The organism is Paraburkholderia hospita (assembly GCF_002902965.1).
GTDB lineage: Bacteria > Pseudomonadota > Gammaproteobacteria > Burkholderiales > Burkholderiaceae > Paraburkholderia > Paraburkholderia hospita.
This window is the reverse complement of sequence record NZ_CP026105.1, coordinates 2,598,012-2,615,171: the sequence shown is the minus strand read 5'-3', so window position 1 is coordinate 2,615,171 and position 17,160 is coordinate 2,598,012. Positions and strand designations below refer to the sequence as shown.

Below are 17,160 nucleotides of genomic sequence, written 5' to 3'. Positions count from 1 at the left end.
CTGGCGCAGGGTTTCGCGCGCTCGTCCTTGCGTGCTTCGGCTTGCGAAAGTGGTTGGTCGTCAGACTTCGGGGCGGCATCGACGGCGTCGTCGGCTTGATCGTCCGCCGCGGGTGCAATCAGCCAGCGGCCGTTGTCCTTGGTGCCGAGCAGCGCGGCGAAGCACGCGCCCGAGTCGAAACGTGGCCAGCACAGCCAGTCGACGGAACCATCGCGCGAAACCAGCGCGGCCGTGTGGCCGTCGCCGATGAGTGCATAGTCTTCGATAGATGCAGACATGGTAAAGCCGTCGGTCGGCGTGTAATAAGTACGTTCCCGCATGCGCGAAACGGTGCGCGAGCGTCGTAGTTACCGGACTCGCGCGATGCATTCTGGTGCAGATACGCCCGAGCATCCAGGGATATTGCCAATCCAATTTTTTGATGCTTACAATCGGATTTAAACGTGAGTTCTGACGAATCGCAGCCCACAGGTGTCCGGTGTTGCAGTATGCAGCCACGGCGCCGTTTTCGAGGATAAGCCATGCTGAACCCGTCGAAATCTGACTGCATCACGATTCTTTCCGCCGCGAGTCAATTGCCTGACGACTCGCTTCTTCCACTCGACTTCCGCACGCTCGGCATCTCGCGCAACGGGATGGAAACCGCTGCAGCGTTTCTGATCGAACGCGCCTGCTTCAAGCGCTATAGCGAAGCCGACGGTCATTATGCCGTCGGCGGCCTGTCCTTGCAGGGGCGCTGGCGTCTCGATCAACTGTCGAACGGCTGACTCGACGCGCGTTATTTAGAACGACCAGACTTCACAACAAACACGCGCAGTGCGCTCGCGGACCGCGACAAGCGGCCCGCGCGGTGCTGCGCGTCGTTTCGTGACGCTCGTTCGAAGTGCCGAAAGCGCCGCCATACGGCGCGTCTAACACCTATGCGGACCCGCAGCGGATCGCATAGGCGCGTTCGTGCGCGCGCATCAGGCGCGTCAAAAGTGCGCCGTGCCCCCGACGCCGAACAGCCCGATCAGCCCAATGATGATCAGATAAAGCGCGACGATGAAGTTGAGCAGGCGCGGCACGATCAGAATGAGAATGCCGGCGATCAGCGCGACGAGCGGGCCGAGCGTGAGATGGATGTTCATGGCGACTCCTTTTGTTCGAATTGACGACGGTAAGAGACAACCTGTCGGTTAGCCTGCGTTCGCGGATCTGTCTGTGCGAGCACGGGCAACGCTCTTATACTTGCCCCAAATACGACATCGACGATCAGCGGAGGCGGCTGGGCCACGAGGGCGCGCAGCGCGCAGGCCGCAATCGTCATGTATCCGTTACGACGACGGCACGCTCCGATCGAGCCGCGCGGCAGACCAGCGACACACACGAACCGAATAATCGTCTCGCCAGGAGGTCGTCATGCAGCGTCGTACACGAGTCGTAGCGTGTGCCGTGCCACAGTCTTTCAGTTTGCGCGTGAATCCGCGCCTGTCCGCCCGTTCGATCATAAGAGGTTTGACACTGATGGTATCGATTGCCGCCACGCAGTCTTTCGCTCAAGGCACGACCGCCGCACCCGCCGATGGCGTCTACGATCTGATCGTCGGCACTTACACCGGCCCGAAGAGCGAAGGCATTTATGTCTATCGCTTCGACACCAAGTCGGGTGATGCGACCCAGGTGTCGTCCGCGAAGACCGACAATCCGTCGTACGTGATCGCGTCGCGCGACGGACGCTATGTCTATTCCGTCAACGAGCAGCCTGGCGACAACGGCCCGGCCGGGCAGCGCGGCGGCATCAGCGCGTTCGGCTTCGATGCGAAAAGCGGGCAATTAACGTTCCTGAACCGCGTGTCGTCGGATGGCAACGATCCGTGCTATCTGAGCATCTCGCCGGACGGCAAATATCTGACGACGGCCAACTACTCGGTCGCCGCGAACCCTGGCGGTAGCTTCGCGGTGTTTCCGTTGCAGGCGGACGGCCAGGTCGGCGCGTCGGTGCTGACGGTGCATCATGAAGGCGGCGGTCCCGTGAAGGGACGCCAGGACAACGCGCACGTGCATTCGACCGTGTTCTCGCCCGATGGCAAGTATCTGTTCGCACAGGATCTCGGCACCGACAAGCTCTATGCATACCGCTACACGCCTGACGGCAGCCGTGGCCTGTTCGGCCCGACGGACAAACGCTATACCGACGTGAAGCCCGGCTCGGGCCCGCGCCATCTGGTGTTCAGCGCCGACGGCAAGTACGCGTATCTGACGAGCGAGTTGACGGCGACCATCACGGCATTTCATTACGACGACGGCAAGCTCACGCAACTGCAGGTCGTGCCGATGACGAAACCCGGCTTCAAGGGGCAGGTGGGCGCAGCCGCGATCCATCTGTCGCCGGATGGACGCTTTCTGTACGCGAGCAATCGCGGCGATGCGAACGAAATCGTGATCTACGCAGTCGATCCCGGCAACGGCCATATCCGCGAAGTCGGCCGTCAGTCGAGTCTCGGGAAATCGCCGCGAGAATTCTCAATCGATCCGACGGGGCAATGGCTGATCGTCGGCAATCAGAACAGCGATACGGCGTACGTGTTCCGTCGCGATCCGCAAAGCGGGCTGCTGGAAGCGAACCCGAAACGCATCGAGATCGGCTCGCCCGTCGACTTCAAGTGGGTGTCGCCGTCGTGATGACTGCGGTGTGAAAGAGGCGGGTGTCGCCGCTGCGTTCGACTATTTCTTTTATTCTCGCAGCGGCGCTCGTTCAATTCCGAAGGCAGCTTACTCCGCCGGCCCCGGCGCGAGCACTTCGCGGCTCCCATTGATGCCCATCGCCGACACGAGGCCTGCCGCCTCCATCTGCTCGACGAGTCGCGCCGCGCGGTTATAGCCGATGCGCAACTGTCGCTGCACCGCCGAGATCGACGCGCGGCGCGTGCGCACGACGAACGCGACGGCCTCGTCGTACAGCGGATCGGCTTCCGCATCCGGCGTTTCGCCGAACAGGTCCTGCGTGCCGCCGCCATCTGTCGCCGGGCCGTCGAGAATCCCTTCGATGTATTCCGGTTCGCCGAACTGCTTCAGATGCTCGACGATCCGATGCACTTCCTCGTCGGCGACGAACGCGCCGTGCACGCGCTGCGGGTAGCCGGTGCCGGGCGGCAGGAACAGCATGTCGCCCTGGCCGAGCAGCGACTCGGCGCCCATCTGGTCGAGAATCGTGCGCGAGTCGATCTTCGACGACACCTGGAACGCGACGCGTGTCGGGATGTTCGCCTTGATGAGACCCGTGATCACGTCGACGGACGGGCGCTGCGTCGCGAGAATCAGGTGGATGCCCGCTGCGCGCGCCTTTTGCGCGAGTCGCGCGATCAGCTCTTCGATCTTCTTGCCCGCGACCATCATCAGGTCGGCCAGCTCGTCGATCACAACGACGATCAGCGGCAGCGGCGACAGCGGCTCGGGCGCGTCGGGCGTCAGCGAGAACGGATTGCCGATCTTCTTCTCTTTCGCGGCGGCGTCGCGGAGCTTCTGGTTGAAGCCTTGCAGATTGCGCACGCCGACGGCCGACATTAGCCGGTAGCGCTTCTCCATCTCGCCGACACACCAGTTGAGCGCGTTCGCGGCGAGTTTCATGTCCGTCACGACTGGCGCGAGCAGATGCGGAATGCCTTCGTACACGGAAAGCTCCAGCATCTTCGGATCGATCATGATCATTCGCACGTCTTCGGGCGTCGCCTTGTACAGCAGCGAGACGATCATCGCGTTGATCGCCACCGACTTGCCCGAGCCCGTCGTACCCGCGACCAGCATGTGCGGGGCTTTCGCGAGATCGGTGACGACCGGGTGGCCGGTGATGTCCTTGCCCATCGCTAGCGTCAGATTCGACGTGGACTTCTGATAGACATTGGCTTCCAGAATTTCGGAAAGACGGATCGTTTGACGCTTGGCATTCGGCAGTTCGAGACCCATGCAAGTCTTGCCAGGAATTGTCTCGACGACGCGGATCGACGTAAGACCGAGGCCCCGCGACAGATCCTTCATCAGCCCGACGATCTGGCTGCCGCGCACGCCGAGCGCCGGCTCGACTTCGAAGCGCGTGATGACGGGGCCCGCCGATGCGCCGACTACGGTCACGGGCACCTTGAATTCCTGCAGACGCTGCTCGATCAGTGCGCCCGTTTCGGCGAGCTTTTCTTCGCTGACGGGCTCGGCGTCGGACGAGGCGGGCGCGAGCAGATCGAGCGTGGGCAGCTCGATGTGCGAGGCCGCAGGCGCGTAAAACTCGAAAGCGGGACCGGTGTGGCCGCGCACGGCAGGGCGGGGCGGGGCAGCGGCAGGCGACTCCTGCTGCGCGTCTTGCTGTGCTTCGGGCGCGGCGGCGGGCTCGTCTTGCGTCAGGTCGGGCTCGAACTCGTCGGCCGCGTTCTGTTCAGGCGCTTGCGCAACGAGGGCCGGGCCCGGGAAGCGCACGATGTTCGAAGGTGCTTCGGGTGCGTTCTCGTTCGACGTGTCGTCGAAGGCAGTCGACACTGCGACAGGTTCAGACGGCGTGTCAGCGTCGCCGTGCGCAGGCGCGTTCGATACCGACTCGTGATGCGCTTGCATTGATGGAACGGTTGCCGAAGCCACACGCATGAGCGACACGGATTGCGTGATCGCATCCCATGGCGCAAGCGGGGTAGGGGTGGTTTCAACCTGTTCTGCGAGCTCGGGCTCTTCCACTGCGGGTGACGCAGTTTCGCTCGCGATGTGCGCTGACGGTGCAACCGAAGCTTGGGGTTCGGCTGGCGACTCGACGGCATGAGCGACAGTCGCATGCTGCTCCGCGACGGCGATTTGCGCTGGCGCTTCCGGCAGGCTCGCTGCGGGTTCGTGCTCGTCGAGCTGCGTCGAAGTGGGTTGTCCAGGCGTTGCGATTGCATCGGCTGGCGCGGATTCGACGGAGGGCGTCGATATCCCGGTCGAAGGCGCCGTCGGTTGCTCGGACGATGCGATGGCCGTCGCCGGTTCGAACGGCGCGGAAGTCTGTGCAACGGACGCCACGTTCTGCGCGATCGCTTGTGTCTCTGTCGCGACCCGTTCGGCAACGGCTTGCAGTTGCGCTTCAACCGGCTCGGACACAGCCGCTGCAACAGCCGATTCAATCTCCGGTGCGGCGTCAGTCGGTGCGTCCGGTTCGACAACAATCGCGCTTGCCGTCACGTTGCTGTCAATCGCGCTCGGCTGAGCGTGCGCAATCTCGGGCTGTACGCGAGGCGAATCCGTTTGCTCTGCCGCGACGGTTTGCGCTTGCGGCTCGGGCTCGGCGACCCGCGATTGCCCATCCGCCGAAGCCACCACGGGCGGCGCGACCACAACCGCTTGAGCCGCTTCTTCGTTTCGTTCGACTCCGTTCGCTGATTCCAAAGGCGCAACTGTTTCTGCAGCGGGTGTCGTGTGCGTGGCAATGGCAGCTTCCAGCGCCGACACGGCTTGATCGACGGCAGCGACGGCCGCCGCGCCCGAAACGGCCGCTGAGCTTGCGGAACCCATAGAAGCATCGACCGCCGGGCCAGTAGCGGACGGCGTCTGCGCATTCACTTCATCGGCGGGAGCGGGCACGCTACGCGTGTCGACAACCTTCGCCGGATCGCTCGCCGTGCGACGGGCGAGACTCGCACCCGCGAGTGTCGTCCAGCGTGCCGCGTTTTCCTCGATGCTGCGCAAGGTTTCCTGCACGCTCGACGCGGGCGCGACGGGTTGGGCGGGCGGATTGGCGCGCGTGTAGGCGGGCACTTTGAGATTCGGCGTGTCGCGGCGCACGGCCGGCGAAGCGGACGGCGCGACGGCTCGACGCGTTTGCGCGGCGGGCGTTGCCGCGCCGACCGATGCCGTCTGACGGCTCTGCGTGACCGTCGCCCCGCGCAAGGCCGCCGAGCGCGCCGATGCCACGGCCGGATTCACCGACGGGCCGCGCGCCCCGGCATTGGCCGCTGCCGCTTTCGACGATTGCAAGGCAGCCGTGCTGCCGAAGACAGTCGGCGGCGTGGCCGCGACGCGTGCAGCTTCCATCAACGGAGCCACCGTTTCGCGCGAATGCGGGCGCGGCGTGTCGGTGTTGAGCCAGCCAGAGGGCGCGACCGGCTCGGCGGGCGCCCATGGCTTGGGTGCGCCCGGCCGGTGGACGGAGGAGGGACTTCCCGGCGCGCCGCCCGTTGCATTGCCGACGGCGTTGCGCACGATACCGCCGGCACCCGCCGTCGAACCACCCGACATACCCATCGCTTCGCCCGCCGCGACGGCGGCAGTCGCGGTACCTGCGGCGCGCGTTGCAGTAGGCGGCCGCCACACGGTCGGCCGCGCATAACGTCCATTGGTTTTCGGTGCCATCGTGTTAATAGGCGCGCTGCTATGGGACGGCGCCGTTTCGGCGGCACGCGAGGAGTGGCCGCGCGGTTCGTCGTCCCGCGCGCCGCGTGACAGCCCGAGACCAAACGCCTCATTGGCCCAGGCGAAGAACGACGGCCACCTGAAACCGATGAGCCACGGCAGCGACACCGCGAAGAGGCCGAGCATCACGAGCGGCGTCGCGACGCGACCCATCAGATGCGTGAGCCCCGTCGACAGTGCATGCCCGAAGCCGTCGAGTCCCTGCACATTGACGAGCGATGCCTCCAGCGTGCAGCTCGCGATCAGCACGCAGACAAAGCCGAGCCACAGCCGGATCGTGCCGGGACCGCGCAGGCCCGCGCCGCCCGGCAGCGCGGACTTCACGAGACGCCACAACAGGGGAAGAAACCAGACGGCGGAAGCGCCGAACCAGCCGAAAACTACCGTTTGCATGCTAGACATCAACGAATGACGGATGCGCGAGTGCGCGATCCGTCGAGTTTAACTGGGCAAAGCGGGCCATATCCGCGAGCGAATGCCGCGCAGCGCGCGGCGTCCCTATGCAGTTGACGTTCGCCGGCCACGCGGTCATTGGCCGCGCCGCGCGAACACGAGCGTGTCGCCGTTATCGAGGATCAACTGAAGTTGTTGCGGCTTGCGCATGTCGACGGCCGAGCGCTCGACATGCGCAAGCGCGGCGAGATACGCGCCTTCGATGTTGCCGCCCGGCGTCGCGCACGCCATGCGTGTGCCTGCGAGCGGCCCGAAGCTCAGCTTGCCGTCCTTCAGCATGTACGTGCCCGTGTAGCGGTTGCAGCCGGAGAAGCCGCTGGCGCGGCGCAGTCCTGTTTCCGTCGACAGCACGAGCGTGACGGGTTCGCCGCTCGCGCCGCCCGGCACCTCGCGCGTGCTGCCCGAGGCGAGCTTCCAGCCGCTGAGTTGCCAGTCGGTGTTGTCGAGCAGTTGCGTGGCAGCGGGGTTGAACGGATCGGGCGGCGGGGCTTCCGTGTCGGCATGTTTCGGCATCGAGCAGGCGGCGACGAGCATGGACAGTGACGCGGCCATCGACACGACGGCCAGCGCATAACCCGCGCGCCGGCGCAGCGACACGCGCGCAGCCGTGTCAGGTGCATTCGACGATGCGTCGGGGGTGGCGCTCGTGCGTGCGTCGCGTGGCGTGGCGGACGTGGGCTGCATATCGTCGTTCCTCTCTAAACTGGCGAAGGCGTAAGGGTATCGCACTACGCTTGCCGCATGCGAGCGCAAACGCGGGTGATAAACGGCATAGGCGGCATAAGCGGCATAGGCAAAACGTAGGGTTGCCGCGGCCACGCCGTTCACGGGGTTTCGCCGGCATGGCTGGATGCAGCCCCGGCCGCCTGAAAGTACGGCCGACAACGTCGCCCACGACACACTCCCAACACAGGTTATCGGCACGCGGCGGGCGCAGCCGCAGGGGCCGCGCATGTTAACATCGGCGCAGTCATTCATTCCACCCGCTTTTTGTCACAAATTCTCTGGAGCTTCCATGATGATCGGCCAACGCATCGGCACACCTCTTTCGACTTCGGCTACGCGCGTCATGCTGCTCGGCGCGGGCGAACTGGGCAAGGAAGTGATCATCGCGTTGCAACGGCTCGGCGTCGAAGTGATCGCGGTCGACCGTTATCCGAACGCGCCGGGGCATCAGGTCGCGCACCGCTCGCACGTGATCGACATGACTGACGCGAAGGCGTTGCGCGCGCTGGTCGAAAAAGAGCGCCCGCATCTGATCGTGCCGGAAATCGAGGCCATCGCCACCGACGCGCTCGCCGCCATCGAAACGGAAGGCGTCGCCGAAGTGATCCCGACCGCGCGCGCCACGCAACTGACGATGAACCGCGAAGGCATCCGCCGCCTCGCCGCCGAGGAACTCGGCCTGCCCACGTCGCCGTACGCGTTCGCCGATTCGATCGACGAACTGAAGGCGGGCATAGCGAAGGTCGGCTATCCGTGCGTCGTGAAGCCGGTGATGTCGTCGTCGGGCAAGGGGCAGTCGGTGCTGCGCAGCGACGCCGATGTCGAACCCGCATGGCAATACGCAATGGCGGGTGGCCGCGTGAATCATGGCCGCGTGATCGTCGAAGGCTTTATCAACTTCGAGTACGAGATCACGCAGCTGACCGTGCGCGCGATCGATTCCGCCACGCAGCAGACGGTTACCTGTTTCTGCGAGCCGATCGGCCACGTGCAGGTCGCGGGCGACTACGTCGAATCGTGGCAGCCGCAGCCGATGAGCCCGCGCGCGCTCGAACGCTCGCGAGACATCGCCGACAAGGTGACGACGGCGCTCGGCGGTCGGGGTCTTTTCGGTGTGGAACTTTTCGTGCGCGGCGATGACGTATGGTTCTCGGAGGTCAGCCCGCGTCCGCATGACACCGGGCTCGTGACGCTCGCATCGCAGCGTTTCTCCGAGTTCGAGTTGCACGCGCGCGCCATTCTCGGCTTGCCCGTCGATACGACCTTGCGCGCGCCGGGCGCGTCGGCCGTGATCTACGGCGGGCTCGACGAGACGGGCATCGCGTTCGAAGGCGTCGCGCAGGCGCTTGCCGTGCCGGGCGCGGATCTGCGCCTGTTCGGCAAGCCGGAGAGCTTCGTCAAGCGCCGCATGGGCGTGGCACTCGCGACGGGCAGCGATATTGGCGAAGCGTTGCAGCGCGCCAAGCAGGCTGCCGCGGCCGTCAAGCCGGTGTCGACCAGATAACAATGCGTAGCGGTTCGCCCCGTCGCGGCTGTTGCGGATCGAACATGTAGCGGGCAAGGAGCGGTGTGCGTGAAAGCTAGACAGTCAGGCAGCACGGTCGCGCGGCGTATCGCGCTGCTCGCATCGGCGATTGGGCTGATGGCCGCGTTGAGCGGCTGCGGGCTGGCCGCTGCGCCATGCCGCATCGCGTCGGCGGGGCTGAAGATCGTTCCCGTGGTCGGCCACGTGGCCGCCGCGCCGACCGATGCATGCGCCGACGTGATCGATCCGTAAGCGATACATGAGCGATCCATGAGCCGCAAACTTCGGCAGGGTCGCGCAGTCATAACGAAAGGACGTCAGGAAGCGAGGCATTCGATGAGCAGACGGTGGGTTGCATCAGTGGGCGTGCTGGCGTTCGTCGCTGCGTCGGGCGTGGCCCGCGCCGCTGGGTTGCTGCCGTTGCCCGATATCCGCACTTCGCATCGCGTGACGCAGAAGTACACCTGCGCGACGGGCCGCATCCTGCAGGTCACCTATCTGAACGCAACCAACGGTCAGAGCTTCGCGGTGCTGCCGGTGAAAGGCCGGCAGATGCTGTTCGTCAACGTGCTGTCCGGCTCCGGCGCGAAGTATCAGGCGGGCAGCTACACGTGGTGGACCAAGGGCCCACAGGCCACGCTCTATGACGCGATGCTCGGCGAGGACGCGCCGCCGTTGCTGTCGGATTGCGTGACGATCGTCCGCTGATTTTTTGCCGTTGCGCAAATTCACTTACTCGCATCTTTCCGCGTGACGCGCGGCACGGGCTGGCCGCGTGCGCGTGAAACGACACGTTTTCGCCTCCGGTAGTAAGCTGTGTGCCACGCACAGGCCGCGCCCCGTTTCGATGCATCGGCGCGGCTGTCATCGTCTTCGATCATCCTTGTCCGTGTGCCGCTGCCTGCGTTGTAGCGGCCCGGTCTGCGTTCGTTCGTCAAGCGAGACTTCCCATGAAAGCATCGGATCTGTTCGTCAAATCGCTGGAGGCCGAAGGCGTCGAGTACGTGTTCGGCATTCCCGGCGAAGAAAATCTCGATCTCCTCGAATCGCTGCGCCGCTCCAGAATCAAGCTCGTGCTGACCCGCCATGAACAGGCAGCGGGCTTCATGGCCGCGACCTACGGCCGTCTGACGGGACGCACGGGCGTGTGTCTCGCGACCCTCGGCCCCGGCGCGACCAACTTCGTGACGGCGGCCGCATATGCGCAGCTCGGCGCCATGCCGATGCTGATGGTCACGGGCCAGAAGCCGATCAAGTCGAGCAAGCAGGGCCATTTCCAGATCGTCGACGTGGTGCGGATGATGGAGCCGCTCACCAAGTACACGCGGCAGATCGTGTCGGTGGCCAATATTCCTGCGTCGGTGCGCGAGGCGTTCCGTCAGGCCGAGGAAGAGCGGCCCGGCGCGACCCATCTCGAACTGCCCGAAGACGTCGCGCATGAAGAGGGCGACGGCAAGCCGATTCCGAAGAGCTACAGCCGCCGTCCCGTCGCCGAGGAGAAGGCCGTTGCGCACGCGGTGAAGGCGATCGTGGAGGCGAAGCATCCGTTGCTGATGATCGGCGCGGGCGGCAATCGCAAGACCACGCGCAAGATGCTGCGCGAATTCGTCGACCAGATCGGCATCCCGTTCTTCACCACGCAGATGGGCAAGGGCGTGATCGACGAATCGCATCCGCTTTGGCTCGGCAACGCGACGCTGTCGGACGGCGACTTCGTGCATCGCGCGATCGATCACGCGGACTGCATCATCAACGTCGGTCACGACGTGATCGAAAAGCCGCCGTTCTTCATGCGCGGCGCCGATGCGGGTGAGAAGACCGTGATTCACGTCAACTTTCTCGGCGCGGAAGTGGACACCGTGTACTTCCCGCAGATCGAAGTGGTTGGCGATATCGCCAACGCTGTCTGGCAGATGAAAGAAGCGCTGCAAGGCAAAGGCGAGCATTGGGATTTCGCGCGCTTCAAGGAGATCAAGGAGCATTTCGAAGCGCATCTGGCGAAGGGCCAGCACGACGACCGCTTCCCGATGTACCCGGTGCGCGTCGTCCACGACGTGTACGAGACGATGCCCGTCGACGGCATCATCTGTCTCGACAACGGCATGTACAAGATCTGGTTCGCGCGCTATTACCGCGCGCATGAGCCGAACTCGCTGCTGCTCGACAACGCGCTCGCGTCGATGGGCGCGGGGCTGCCGTCGGCGATCGCGACCAAGATCGTGCATCCCGAGCGCAACGTGATGGCCGTGTGCGGCGACGGCGGCTTCATGATGAACTCGCAGGAACTGGAGACGGCCGTGCGGATGAAGCTCGACCTCGTCGTGATGATCGTGCGCGACGACGCGTTCGGCATGATTCGCTGGAAGCAGGAGAACATGAACTTCCCCGACTACGGGATGACGCTCCAGAACCCCGATTTCGTCGACTACGCGAAGAGCTATGGCGCGCATGGGCATCGCGTGGCGTCGGCGGCGGAACTCGCGCCGCTCGTGCGCGAGTGCTTCGCGACGCCGGGCGTGCATGTGATCGACGTGCCGATCGATTACTCCGACAACGAGCGCGTGCTGAATCGCGAGATCAAGCGGCTTTCGGCGCAGCTTTGAGCGTTGCGCTGTCTTTCTTGTCCGGCGCGCGGCGCGGTGTTTGCTGCGTCAGCCGATTGCGATCAAGGAGAACGAGTCATGTTGCAGAAGAGTTACCCGTACTACCTCGCTAACGTTGCGGTAGCCGCGAATACCGATCTCGAAGTCACCGACAAGTTCAGCGGCGAAGTGGCGACCCGCGTTGCGATGGCCGACGCGAAGGCAATCGATAAAGCGATCGGCCTCGCCGCCGCATCGATGCCCGCGATGCGCGCGTTCCCGCCGTTCAAGCGTCAGGCCGTGCTCGAACATTGCGTGAAACGCTTTCGCGAGCGCTTCGACGAGATGGCGATGGCGCTGTGCATCGAAGCGGGCAAGCCGATCAACGATTCGCGCGGCGAGGTCACGCGGCTGATCGATACATTCAAGGTCGCGGCGGAAGAGTCGGTACGCATCGACGGCGACATCGTCAATCTGGAAATCTCGCCTCGCGCGAAGGGCTACCACGCTTATGTGAAGCGGGTGCCAATTGGGCCGTGTTCGTTCATCTCGCCATTCAACTTTCCGTTGAATCTGGCCGCGCACAAGGTCGCGCCAGCGCTGGCGGCGGGCGTGCCGTTCGTGCTGAAGCCCGCTAGCCGCGCGCCCATCGGCGCGCTGATCATCGGCGAAGTGCTCGCGGAAACCGATCTGCCGAAAGGCGCGTTCTCGGTTCTGCCCGCACATCGCGACGGCGCCGATCTATTCACCACCGATGAACGCTTCAAGCTACTGTCGTTCACCGGCTCGCCCGCCGTCGGCTGGGACCTGAAAGCGAAGGCCGGCAAGAAGAAGGTCATTCTGGAACTGGGCGGCAACGCGGCTGCGATCGTCGATGGCGACCAGCGCGACAAGCTCGATTACGTGGTCGACCGGCTCGCGTTTGGCGCGTTCTATCAGTCGGGGCAAAGCTGCATCGGCGTGCAGCGGATTCTCGCGCATGCGTCGCTGTACGACGCGCTGCGCGAGAAACTGATCGCGAAGACGAAGTCGCTGAAGATGGGCGATCCGAAGGACGAAAAGACCTTCGTCGGGCCGATGATCTCGGAGTCGGAGTCGCGGCGGCTAGCGGGCTGGATGGAGAGCGCGGCGAAGGCGGGCGCGCAGATCGTCGCGGGCGGCAAGGTGGACGGCGCGATGTTCGAGGCGACGCTGCTGGAAAACGTCGGGCGCGACACCGACCTGTATCGCAAGGAGGCGTTCGGGCCGGTGGCGATCCTCGAAAAGTTCGACGACTTCAAGAGTGCGCTCGCGACCGTCAACGACAGCGACTTCGGCCTGCAGGCGGGCATCTTCACGGATTCGCTCGCGCACGCGCATCAGGCCTGGGACGAACTCGAAGTGGGCGGCGTGGTCATCAACGATGTGCCGTCGTTCCGCGTCGACAATATGCCGTATGGTGGCGTCAAGGACTCGGGGCTTGGGCGCGAGGGCATCCGCTACGCGATCGAAGACATGACGGAGTTGCGGCTGATGGTGATGCGCGAAACGTGGTGAGCGGGGCGACATTAGCGGGGCGGGGCGGCGTCAGGCGTATGTCGGCGCGCTGTCACCAGATTGACTCGTTGCGCGTCTACGCTGCCCGCGTCGGCTATGGTCCGTCCCTGCTTGAAATATGCCGTTTTCGTGACGGCGCGGGAGCGATAAGCAGAAACTCCGCGCACGCGCCATGGGTATTAGTGCCGAAGTGCTACAATACCGCCCTTTCCGGCGGATGTTTCCGCCGGCCGGAGCCGGCCGCATGTTTACCGACACTCGCTGCTATATGCCGACGCGAGTTCGGGCCTTGTGCGGAACGCCGTGGCTCCGCCCTCATCCTGATGTCCTGACGCCCTCCGCGGCCGCGGCCGCTGCAGAAGAAGCTGCAGAAATAATCTGAGCGGACGCCCCCGCGGCCGCCTTTGGCAACGCGCAAGCGGCAAAGCGCAGGCGCATTTTTAGCGAAAGCCACCATGTCCGACACAGCAACCACGCCTACCAACGCGACCTTCGACCAGTTCGGCCTGCATGCCGACATTCTCAAAGCCATCGCGGAACAGGGCTACACGACGCCGACGCCGATCCAGGCCGAGGCGATCCCTGTTGTACTGGGCGGCCGGGACGTGATGGGCGCCGCGCAGACCGGGACGGGTAAGACGGCGGGCTTTTCGCTGCCGATCATCCAGCGTCTGCTGCCGCTCGCCAGCACGAGCGCGTCGCCGGCCCGCCACCCGGTCCGCGCGCTGATCCTCACGCCGACACGCGAACTCGCCGACCAGGTCGCCGCGAACGTGCAGGCGTACGCCAAACACACGTCGCTGCGCAGCGCCGTCGTGTTCGGCGGCGTCGACATGAATCCGCAATCGGCGGAACTGCGGCGCGGCGTCGAAATCCTGATCGCGACGCCGGGACGCCTGCTCGACCACGTGCAGCAGAAGACGGCCAATCTCGGGCAGGTGCAGATTCTCGTGCTCGACGAAGCCGACCGGATGCTCGACATGGGCTTTCTGCCCGACTTGCAGCGCATCCTGAATCTGCTTCCCGCCGAGCGTCAGACGCTGCTGTTCTCGGCGACGTTCTCGCCCGAAATCAAGAAGCTCGCGTCCACGTATCTGCGCAATCCGCAGACGATCGAAGTGGCGCGCAGCAATTCGACGGCGACCAACGTCACGCAGATCGTCTACGAGGTGGCCGAGGGCGACAAGACGGGCGCCGTCGTGAAACTGATCCGCGACCGCGGCCTCAAGCAGGTCATCGTGTTCTGCAACAGCAAGATCGGCGCGAGCCGTCTTGCGCGTCAGCTGGAGCGCGACGGCGTGGTCGCCACCGCGATTCACGGCGACCGCACGCAGAGCGAACGCATGCAGGCGCTCGACGCGTTCAAGCGCGGTGAGATCGAAGCGCTCGTCGCAACGGACGTGGCGGCGCGCGGTCTCGATATTGCCGAGTTGCCCGCTGTGATCAACTTCGATCTGCCGTTCAACGCGGAAGACTACGTGCACCGGATCGGCCGGACAGGCCGCGCGGGCGCATCGGGCGACGCACTGTCGCTGTTCAGCCCGAACGAGCGCAAGCAGCTTGCCGACATCGAGAAGCTGATCAAGCGGCCGCTCGACGTGCAGCGTCTGACCGTCGATACGCCCGTGCGTCATCACCACGATGAGCGCGCCGCGCCGCGGCGCGAACGCGACGATCGCGGCGGCAGCCGCCGCCGCACGACGGGCGCGCACGAGCGTCCGCATGGGACGCACCATCGTCAGCAACCTGTCGACGATTTCTTCCTGAAGCCGTATGAGCCGTCGCCTTCGGCGGTGTCGGCTGCTGCCAAGCGCGATGAAGCGCCTGCCGCGCCCCAGAAGCCCGCATCGAAGCAGCCGCTCGCCGCGCTGCTGGGTGGTTTCGGTATGCCGCGCAAGACGACGCCTTCGAACTGACGTCGTGCCGCTGTTCGCGTTGTAGCGCGGACAGCGATGGGCTTAAATGAAAACGGCGCCTTTGCAGGCGCCGTTTGTTTTTTGCAGTCAGCGCGGGCGGACGCGTCAGCGTTTCACGCGCTCCGACCAGGCAGCGATCGCTTCCTCATAGAACGTATCGAGCGACGTCGCTGCTTGCGTCAGCTTCAGGCCAAGATGCAGCGCCGCGTCGTTCAGTGCGACGAGCGGGTCCGTCGCGCTTAGCGCCAATGCGCCCGTCTGCTTGCTGAGCTTTTCGCCGTCGGCATTCGTCACGACGGGCACATGCAGATAAGAGGGCGTCGGCACGCCCAGACACTGTTGCAGATAGATCTGCCGCGCGGTCGAATCGAGCAGGTCCGCGCCGCGCACGATGTGCGTGATGCCTTGATCCGCGTCGTCGACGACGACGGCCAGTTGATATGCCCATTGATCGTCCGCGCGGCGCAGGACGAAATCGCCGACCTCGGTGGCGAGGTTCTGCGTCTGCTGGCCTTGCCAGCCGTCGTCGAACGTCACGATGGCGGCATCACCGTCCGGCACACGCAGACGCCATGCGCGCGCAGGCTTGCCGTTCAGGCCGTTGCGGCAGGTGCCGGGATAGGCGAGGGTCGTGTGCCGCGCGTGCACGCGCACGAGCGAATCGGCGATTTCCTTACGCGTGCAACCGCACGGATAAACGAAGCCCTTGGCCTGCAGGCGCTCGAACGCGTGCTGGTAGAGCGGCATGCGCCGGCTTTGCCAGACGGGCGGCTCGTCGGCCACCATGCCGAAGCGAGCGAGTGTATCGAGAATATCTTCCGCTGCGCCAGGTACGGTGCGCGGACCGTCGATGTCCTCGACGCGCACGAGCCACACGCCGCGATGCGCGCGCGCATCGAGCCAGCTCGCCAGCGCGCTGACCAGCGAGCCGAAGTGTAGCGGGCCCGTGGGCGACGGCGCGAAACGGCCGCGATAGGGTTCGCTGCCGGTTGTCATGCGAGGGTGTCACGAGCCGCAACGGCGCGGCTCATGCGAAGTGGATTCATGCGGGCAACGATGACGCGATGCGCGCGACGCGGTTACGCCGCGTGCGCCGCATCGGTCTGCCGCTGCGCTTCCGGATGACAGGATGCGCAGGTCTTGCCCGGCACGTAGAACGGCGACTTCTGGTCTTCCGGCATGACGACGGCGCGGCAGCCGAAGCATTGCACGGTCGCTGTGGGCTGCAGGTTCGGGTCGAGCGCGGTGCGATAGTCGAACACGAAGCACTCGCCGTTGTAGTGCGCGCCGCCCACTTCCTCGAAATACTTCAGGATGCCGCCCTCGAGCTGATAGACGTTGTCGATGCCGACTTCCTTCATGTGGATGGCCGCCTTCTCGCAGCGGATGCCGCCCGTGCAGAACGACACGACCGTCTTGCCTTCGAGGTCCGCGCGGTTCTGCTCGATCACTTCGGGGAATTCGCTGAACTTCGTGATCCGATAGTCGAGCGCGTTATCGAACGTGCCTACATCGACTTCGAACGCGTTGCGTGTGTCGAGCATCACGACGGGGCGGCCTGCGTCGTCGTGGCCGCGGTCGAGCCATGCCTTCAGCGTGCGGGCGTCGATGGCCGGCGCGCGGCCCAGTTCCGGCTGGATAGCCGGCTTTTTCATCGTGATGATTTCGCGCTTGAGCTTGACGAGCATGCGGCGAAACGGCTGCTTCTCGGACAGGCTTTCCTTGAATTGCAGTTCGGCGAACTTGCCTTCGAACAGGGGATCGTGGCGAACGTAGTCGATGAACTCGCGCACTTGCGGAATCTCACCGGCGATAAACAGGTTGATGCCCTCCGGCGCGAGCAGGATGGTGCCGCGCAGGCCGAGTTCGTCGCAACGCGCGGTGACGAGCGGCCGCCATTCGACGGTTTTGTCGAGCGACACGAACTGGTAGGACGAAAGGTTCAGGATATTCATGCTGGTCCAGCGATAAAGCGCCATACGCGGCGCGCGCATCAAGGGCGGGCGCAGCACGCGTA

General features: G+C 64.8%; 13 protein-coding genes and 1 pseudogene. 8 read left to right on the top strand and 6 right to left on the bottom strand.

Features of this window, described 5'->3' with window-relative positions; genetic code table 11:
* Positions 1–89: 89 nt before the first annotated feature.
* Positions 90–278, bottom strand: a pseudogene (locus tag C2L64_RS56080) (trehalase-like domain-containing protein); the annotation flags it as partial.
* A 243-nt stretch (positions 279–521) separates the two neighbouring features.
* Between C2L64_RS56080 and C2L64_RS11825 the strand changes: the two are divergent.
* Complete coding sequence (locus C2L64_RS11825; protein ID WP_007583392.1) at positions 522–767, top strand: hypothetical protein; 246 nt, start codon at positions 522–524, stop codon at positions 765–767.
* Positions 768–974: 207 nt separating this feature from the next.
* Here the strand turns inward: C2L64_RS11825 and C2L64_RS11820 are convergent, their stop codons facing one another.
* Positions 975–1,130: a DUF3096 domain-containing protein gene (locus C2L64_RS11820; RefSeq protein ID WP_007583393.1), complete on the bottom strand. Its 156-nt coding sequence runs from the start codon at positions 1,128–1,130 to the stop codon at positions 975–977.
* Between the two features lie 376 nt (positions 1,131–1,506).
* Here C2L64_RS11820 and C2L64_RS11815 point away from each other — a divergent pair, with 376 nt between their 5' ends.
* Entirely contained in the window at positions 1,507–2,664 is a 1,158-nt protein-coding gene (locus C2L64_RS11815; RefSeq protein ID WP_007583394.1) for a lactonase family protein, read from the top strand.
* Between the two features lie 90 nt (positions 2,665–2,754).
* Here C2L64_RS11815 and C2L64_RS11810 read toward each other — a convergent pair whose 3' ends face one another.
* Positions 2,755–6,798 carry a DNA translocase FtsK gene (locus C2L64_RS11810; RefSeq protein WP_007583395.1) on the bottom strand — a complete coding sequence of 1,348 codons (4,044 nt, stop codon included), beginning with the start codon at positions 6,796–6,798 and terminating at the stop codon, positions 2,755–2,757.
* Between the two features lie 135 nt (positions 6,799–6,933).
* Complete coding sequence (locus C2L64_RS11805) at positions 6,934–7,542, bottom strand: META domain-containing protein (RefSeq protein WP_007583397.1); 609 nt, start codon at positions 7,540–7,542, stop codon at positions 6,934–6,936.
* 331 nt (positions 7,543–7,873) lie between these two features.
* On the opposite strand from C2L64_RS11805, the gene purT reads away from it, so the two are divergent.
* From purT to C2L64_RS11770, 6 genes are all read left to right on the top strand, one after another.
* Positions 7,874–9,088, top strand: a complete 1,215-nt coding sequence (purT, locus tag C2L64_RS11800; RefSeq protein ID WP_039900726.1) for a formate-dependent phosphoribosylglycinamide formyltransferase — start codon at positions 7,874–7,876, stop codon at positions 9,086–9,088.
* 108 nt (positions 9,089–9,196) lie between these two features.
* Entirely contained in the window at positions 9,197–9,361 is a 165-nt protein-coding gene (locus C2L64_RS11795; RefSeq protein ID WP_407671765.1) for a DUF6726 family protein, read from the top strand.
* Between the two features lie 84 nt (positions 9,362–9,445).
* Complete coding sequence (locus C2L64_RS11790; RefSeq protein WP_039900733.1) at positions 9,446–9,817, top strand: MliC family protein; 372 nt, start codon at positions 9,446–9,448, stop codon at positions 9,815–9,817.
* 242 nt (positions 9,818–10,059) lie between these two features.
* Positions 10,060–11,712, top strand: coding sequence for an acetolactate synthase large subunit (locus tag C2L64_RS11785; protein WP_007583406.1), 1,653 nt, complete (start codon positions 10,060–10,062; stop codon positions 11,710–11,712).
* A gap of 78 nt (positions 11,713–11,790) precedes the next feature.
* On the top strand, positions 11,791–13,227 hold the full coding sequence (locus tag C2L64_RS11780) for an aldehyde dehydrogenase family protein (RefSeq protein ID WP_007583408.1): 1,437 nt from the start codon (positions 11,791–11,793) through the stop codon (positions 13,225–13,227).
* A 455-nt stretch (positions 13,228–13,682) separates the two neighbouring features.
* Positions 13,683–15,143, top strand: coding sequence for a DEAD/DEAH box helicase (locus tag C2L64_RS11770; protein WP_007583409.1), 1,461 nt, complete (start codon positions 13,683–13,685; stop codon positions 15,141–15,143).
* 105 nt (positions 15,144–15,248) lie between these two features.
* Here C2L64_RS11770 and gluQRS read toward each other — a convergent pair whose 3' ends face one another.
* Positions 15,249–16,139 (bottom strand): tRNA glutamyl-Q(34) synthetase GluQRS, encoded by an 891-nt coding sequence (gene gluQRS / locus C2L64_RS11765; protein ID WP_007583411.1) that lies wholly within the window; start codon positions 16,137–16,139, stop codon positions 15,249–15,251.
* An 83-nt stretch (positions 16,140–16,222) separates the two neighbouring features.
* Positions 16,223–17,098, bottom strand: a complete 876-nt coding sequence (locus tag C2L64_RS11760; RefSeq protein ID WP_039900734.1) for a sulfurtransferase — start codon at positions 17,096–17,098, stop codon at positions 16,223–16,225.
* Positions 17,099–17,160: the final 62 nt, after the last annotated feature.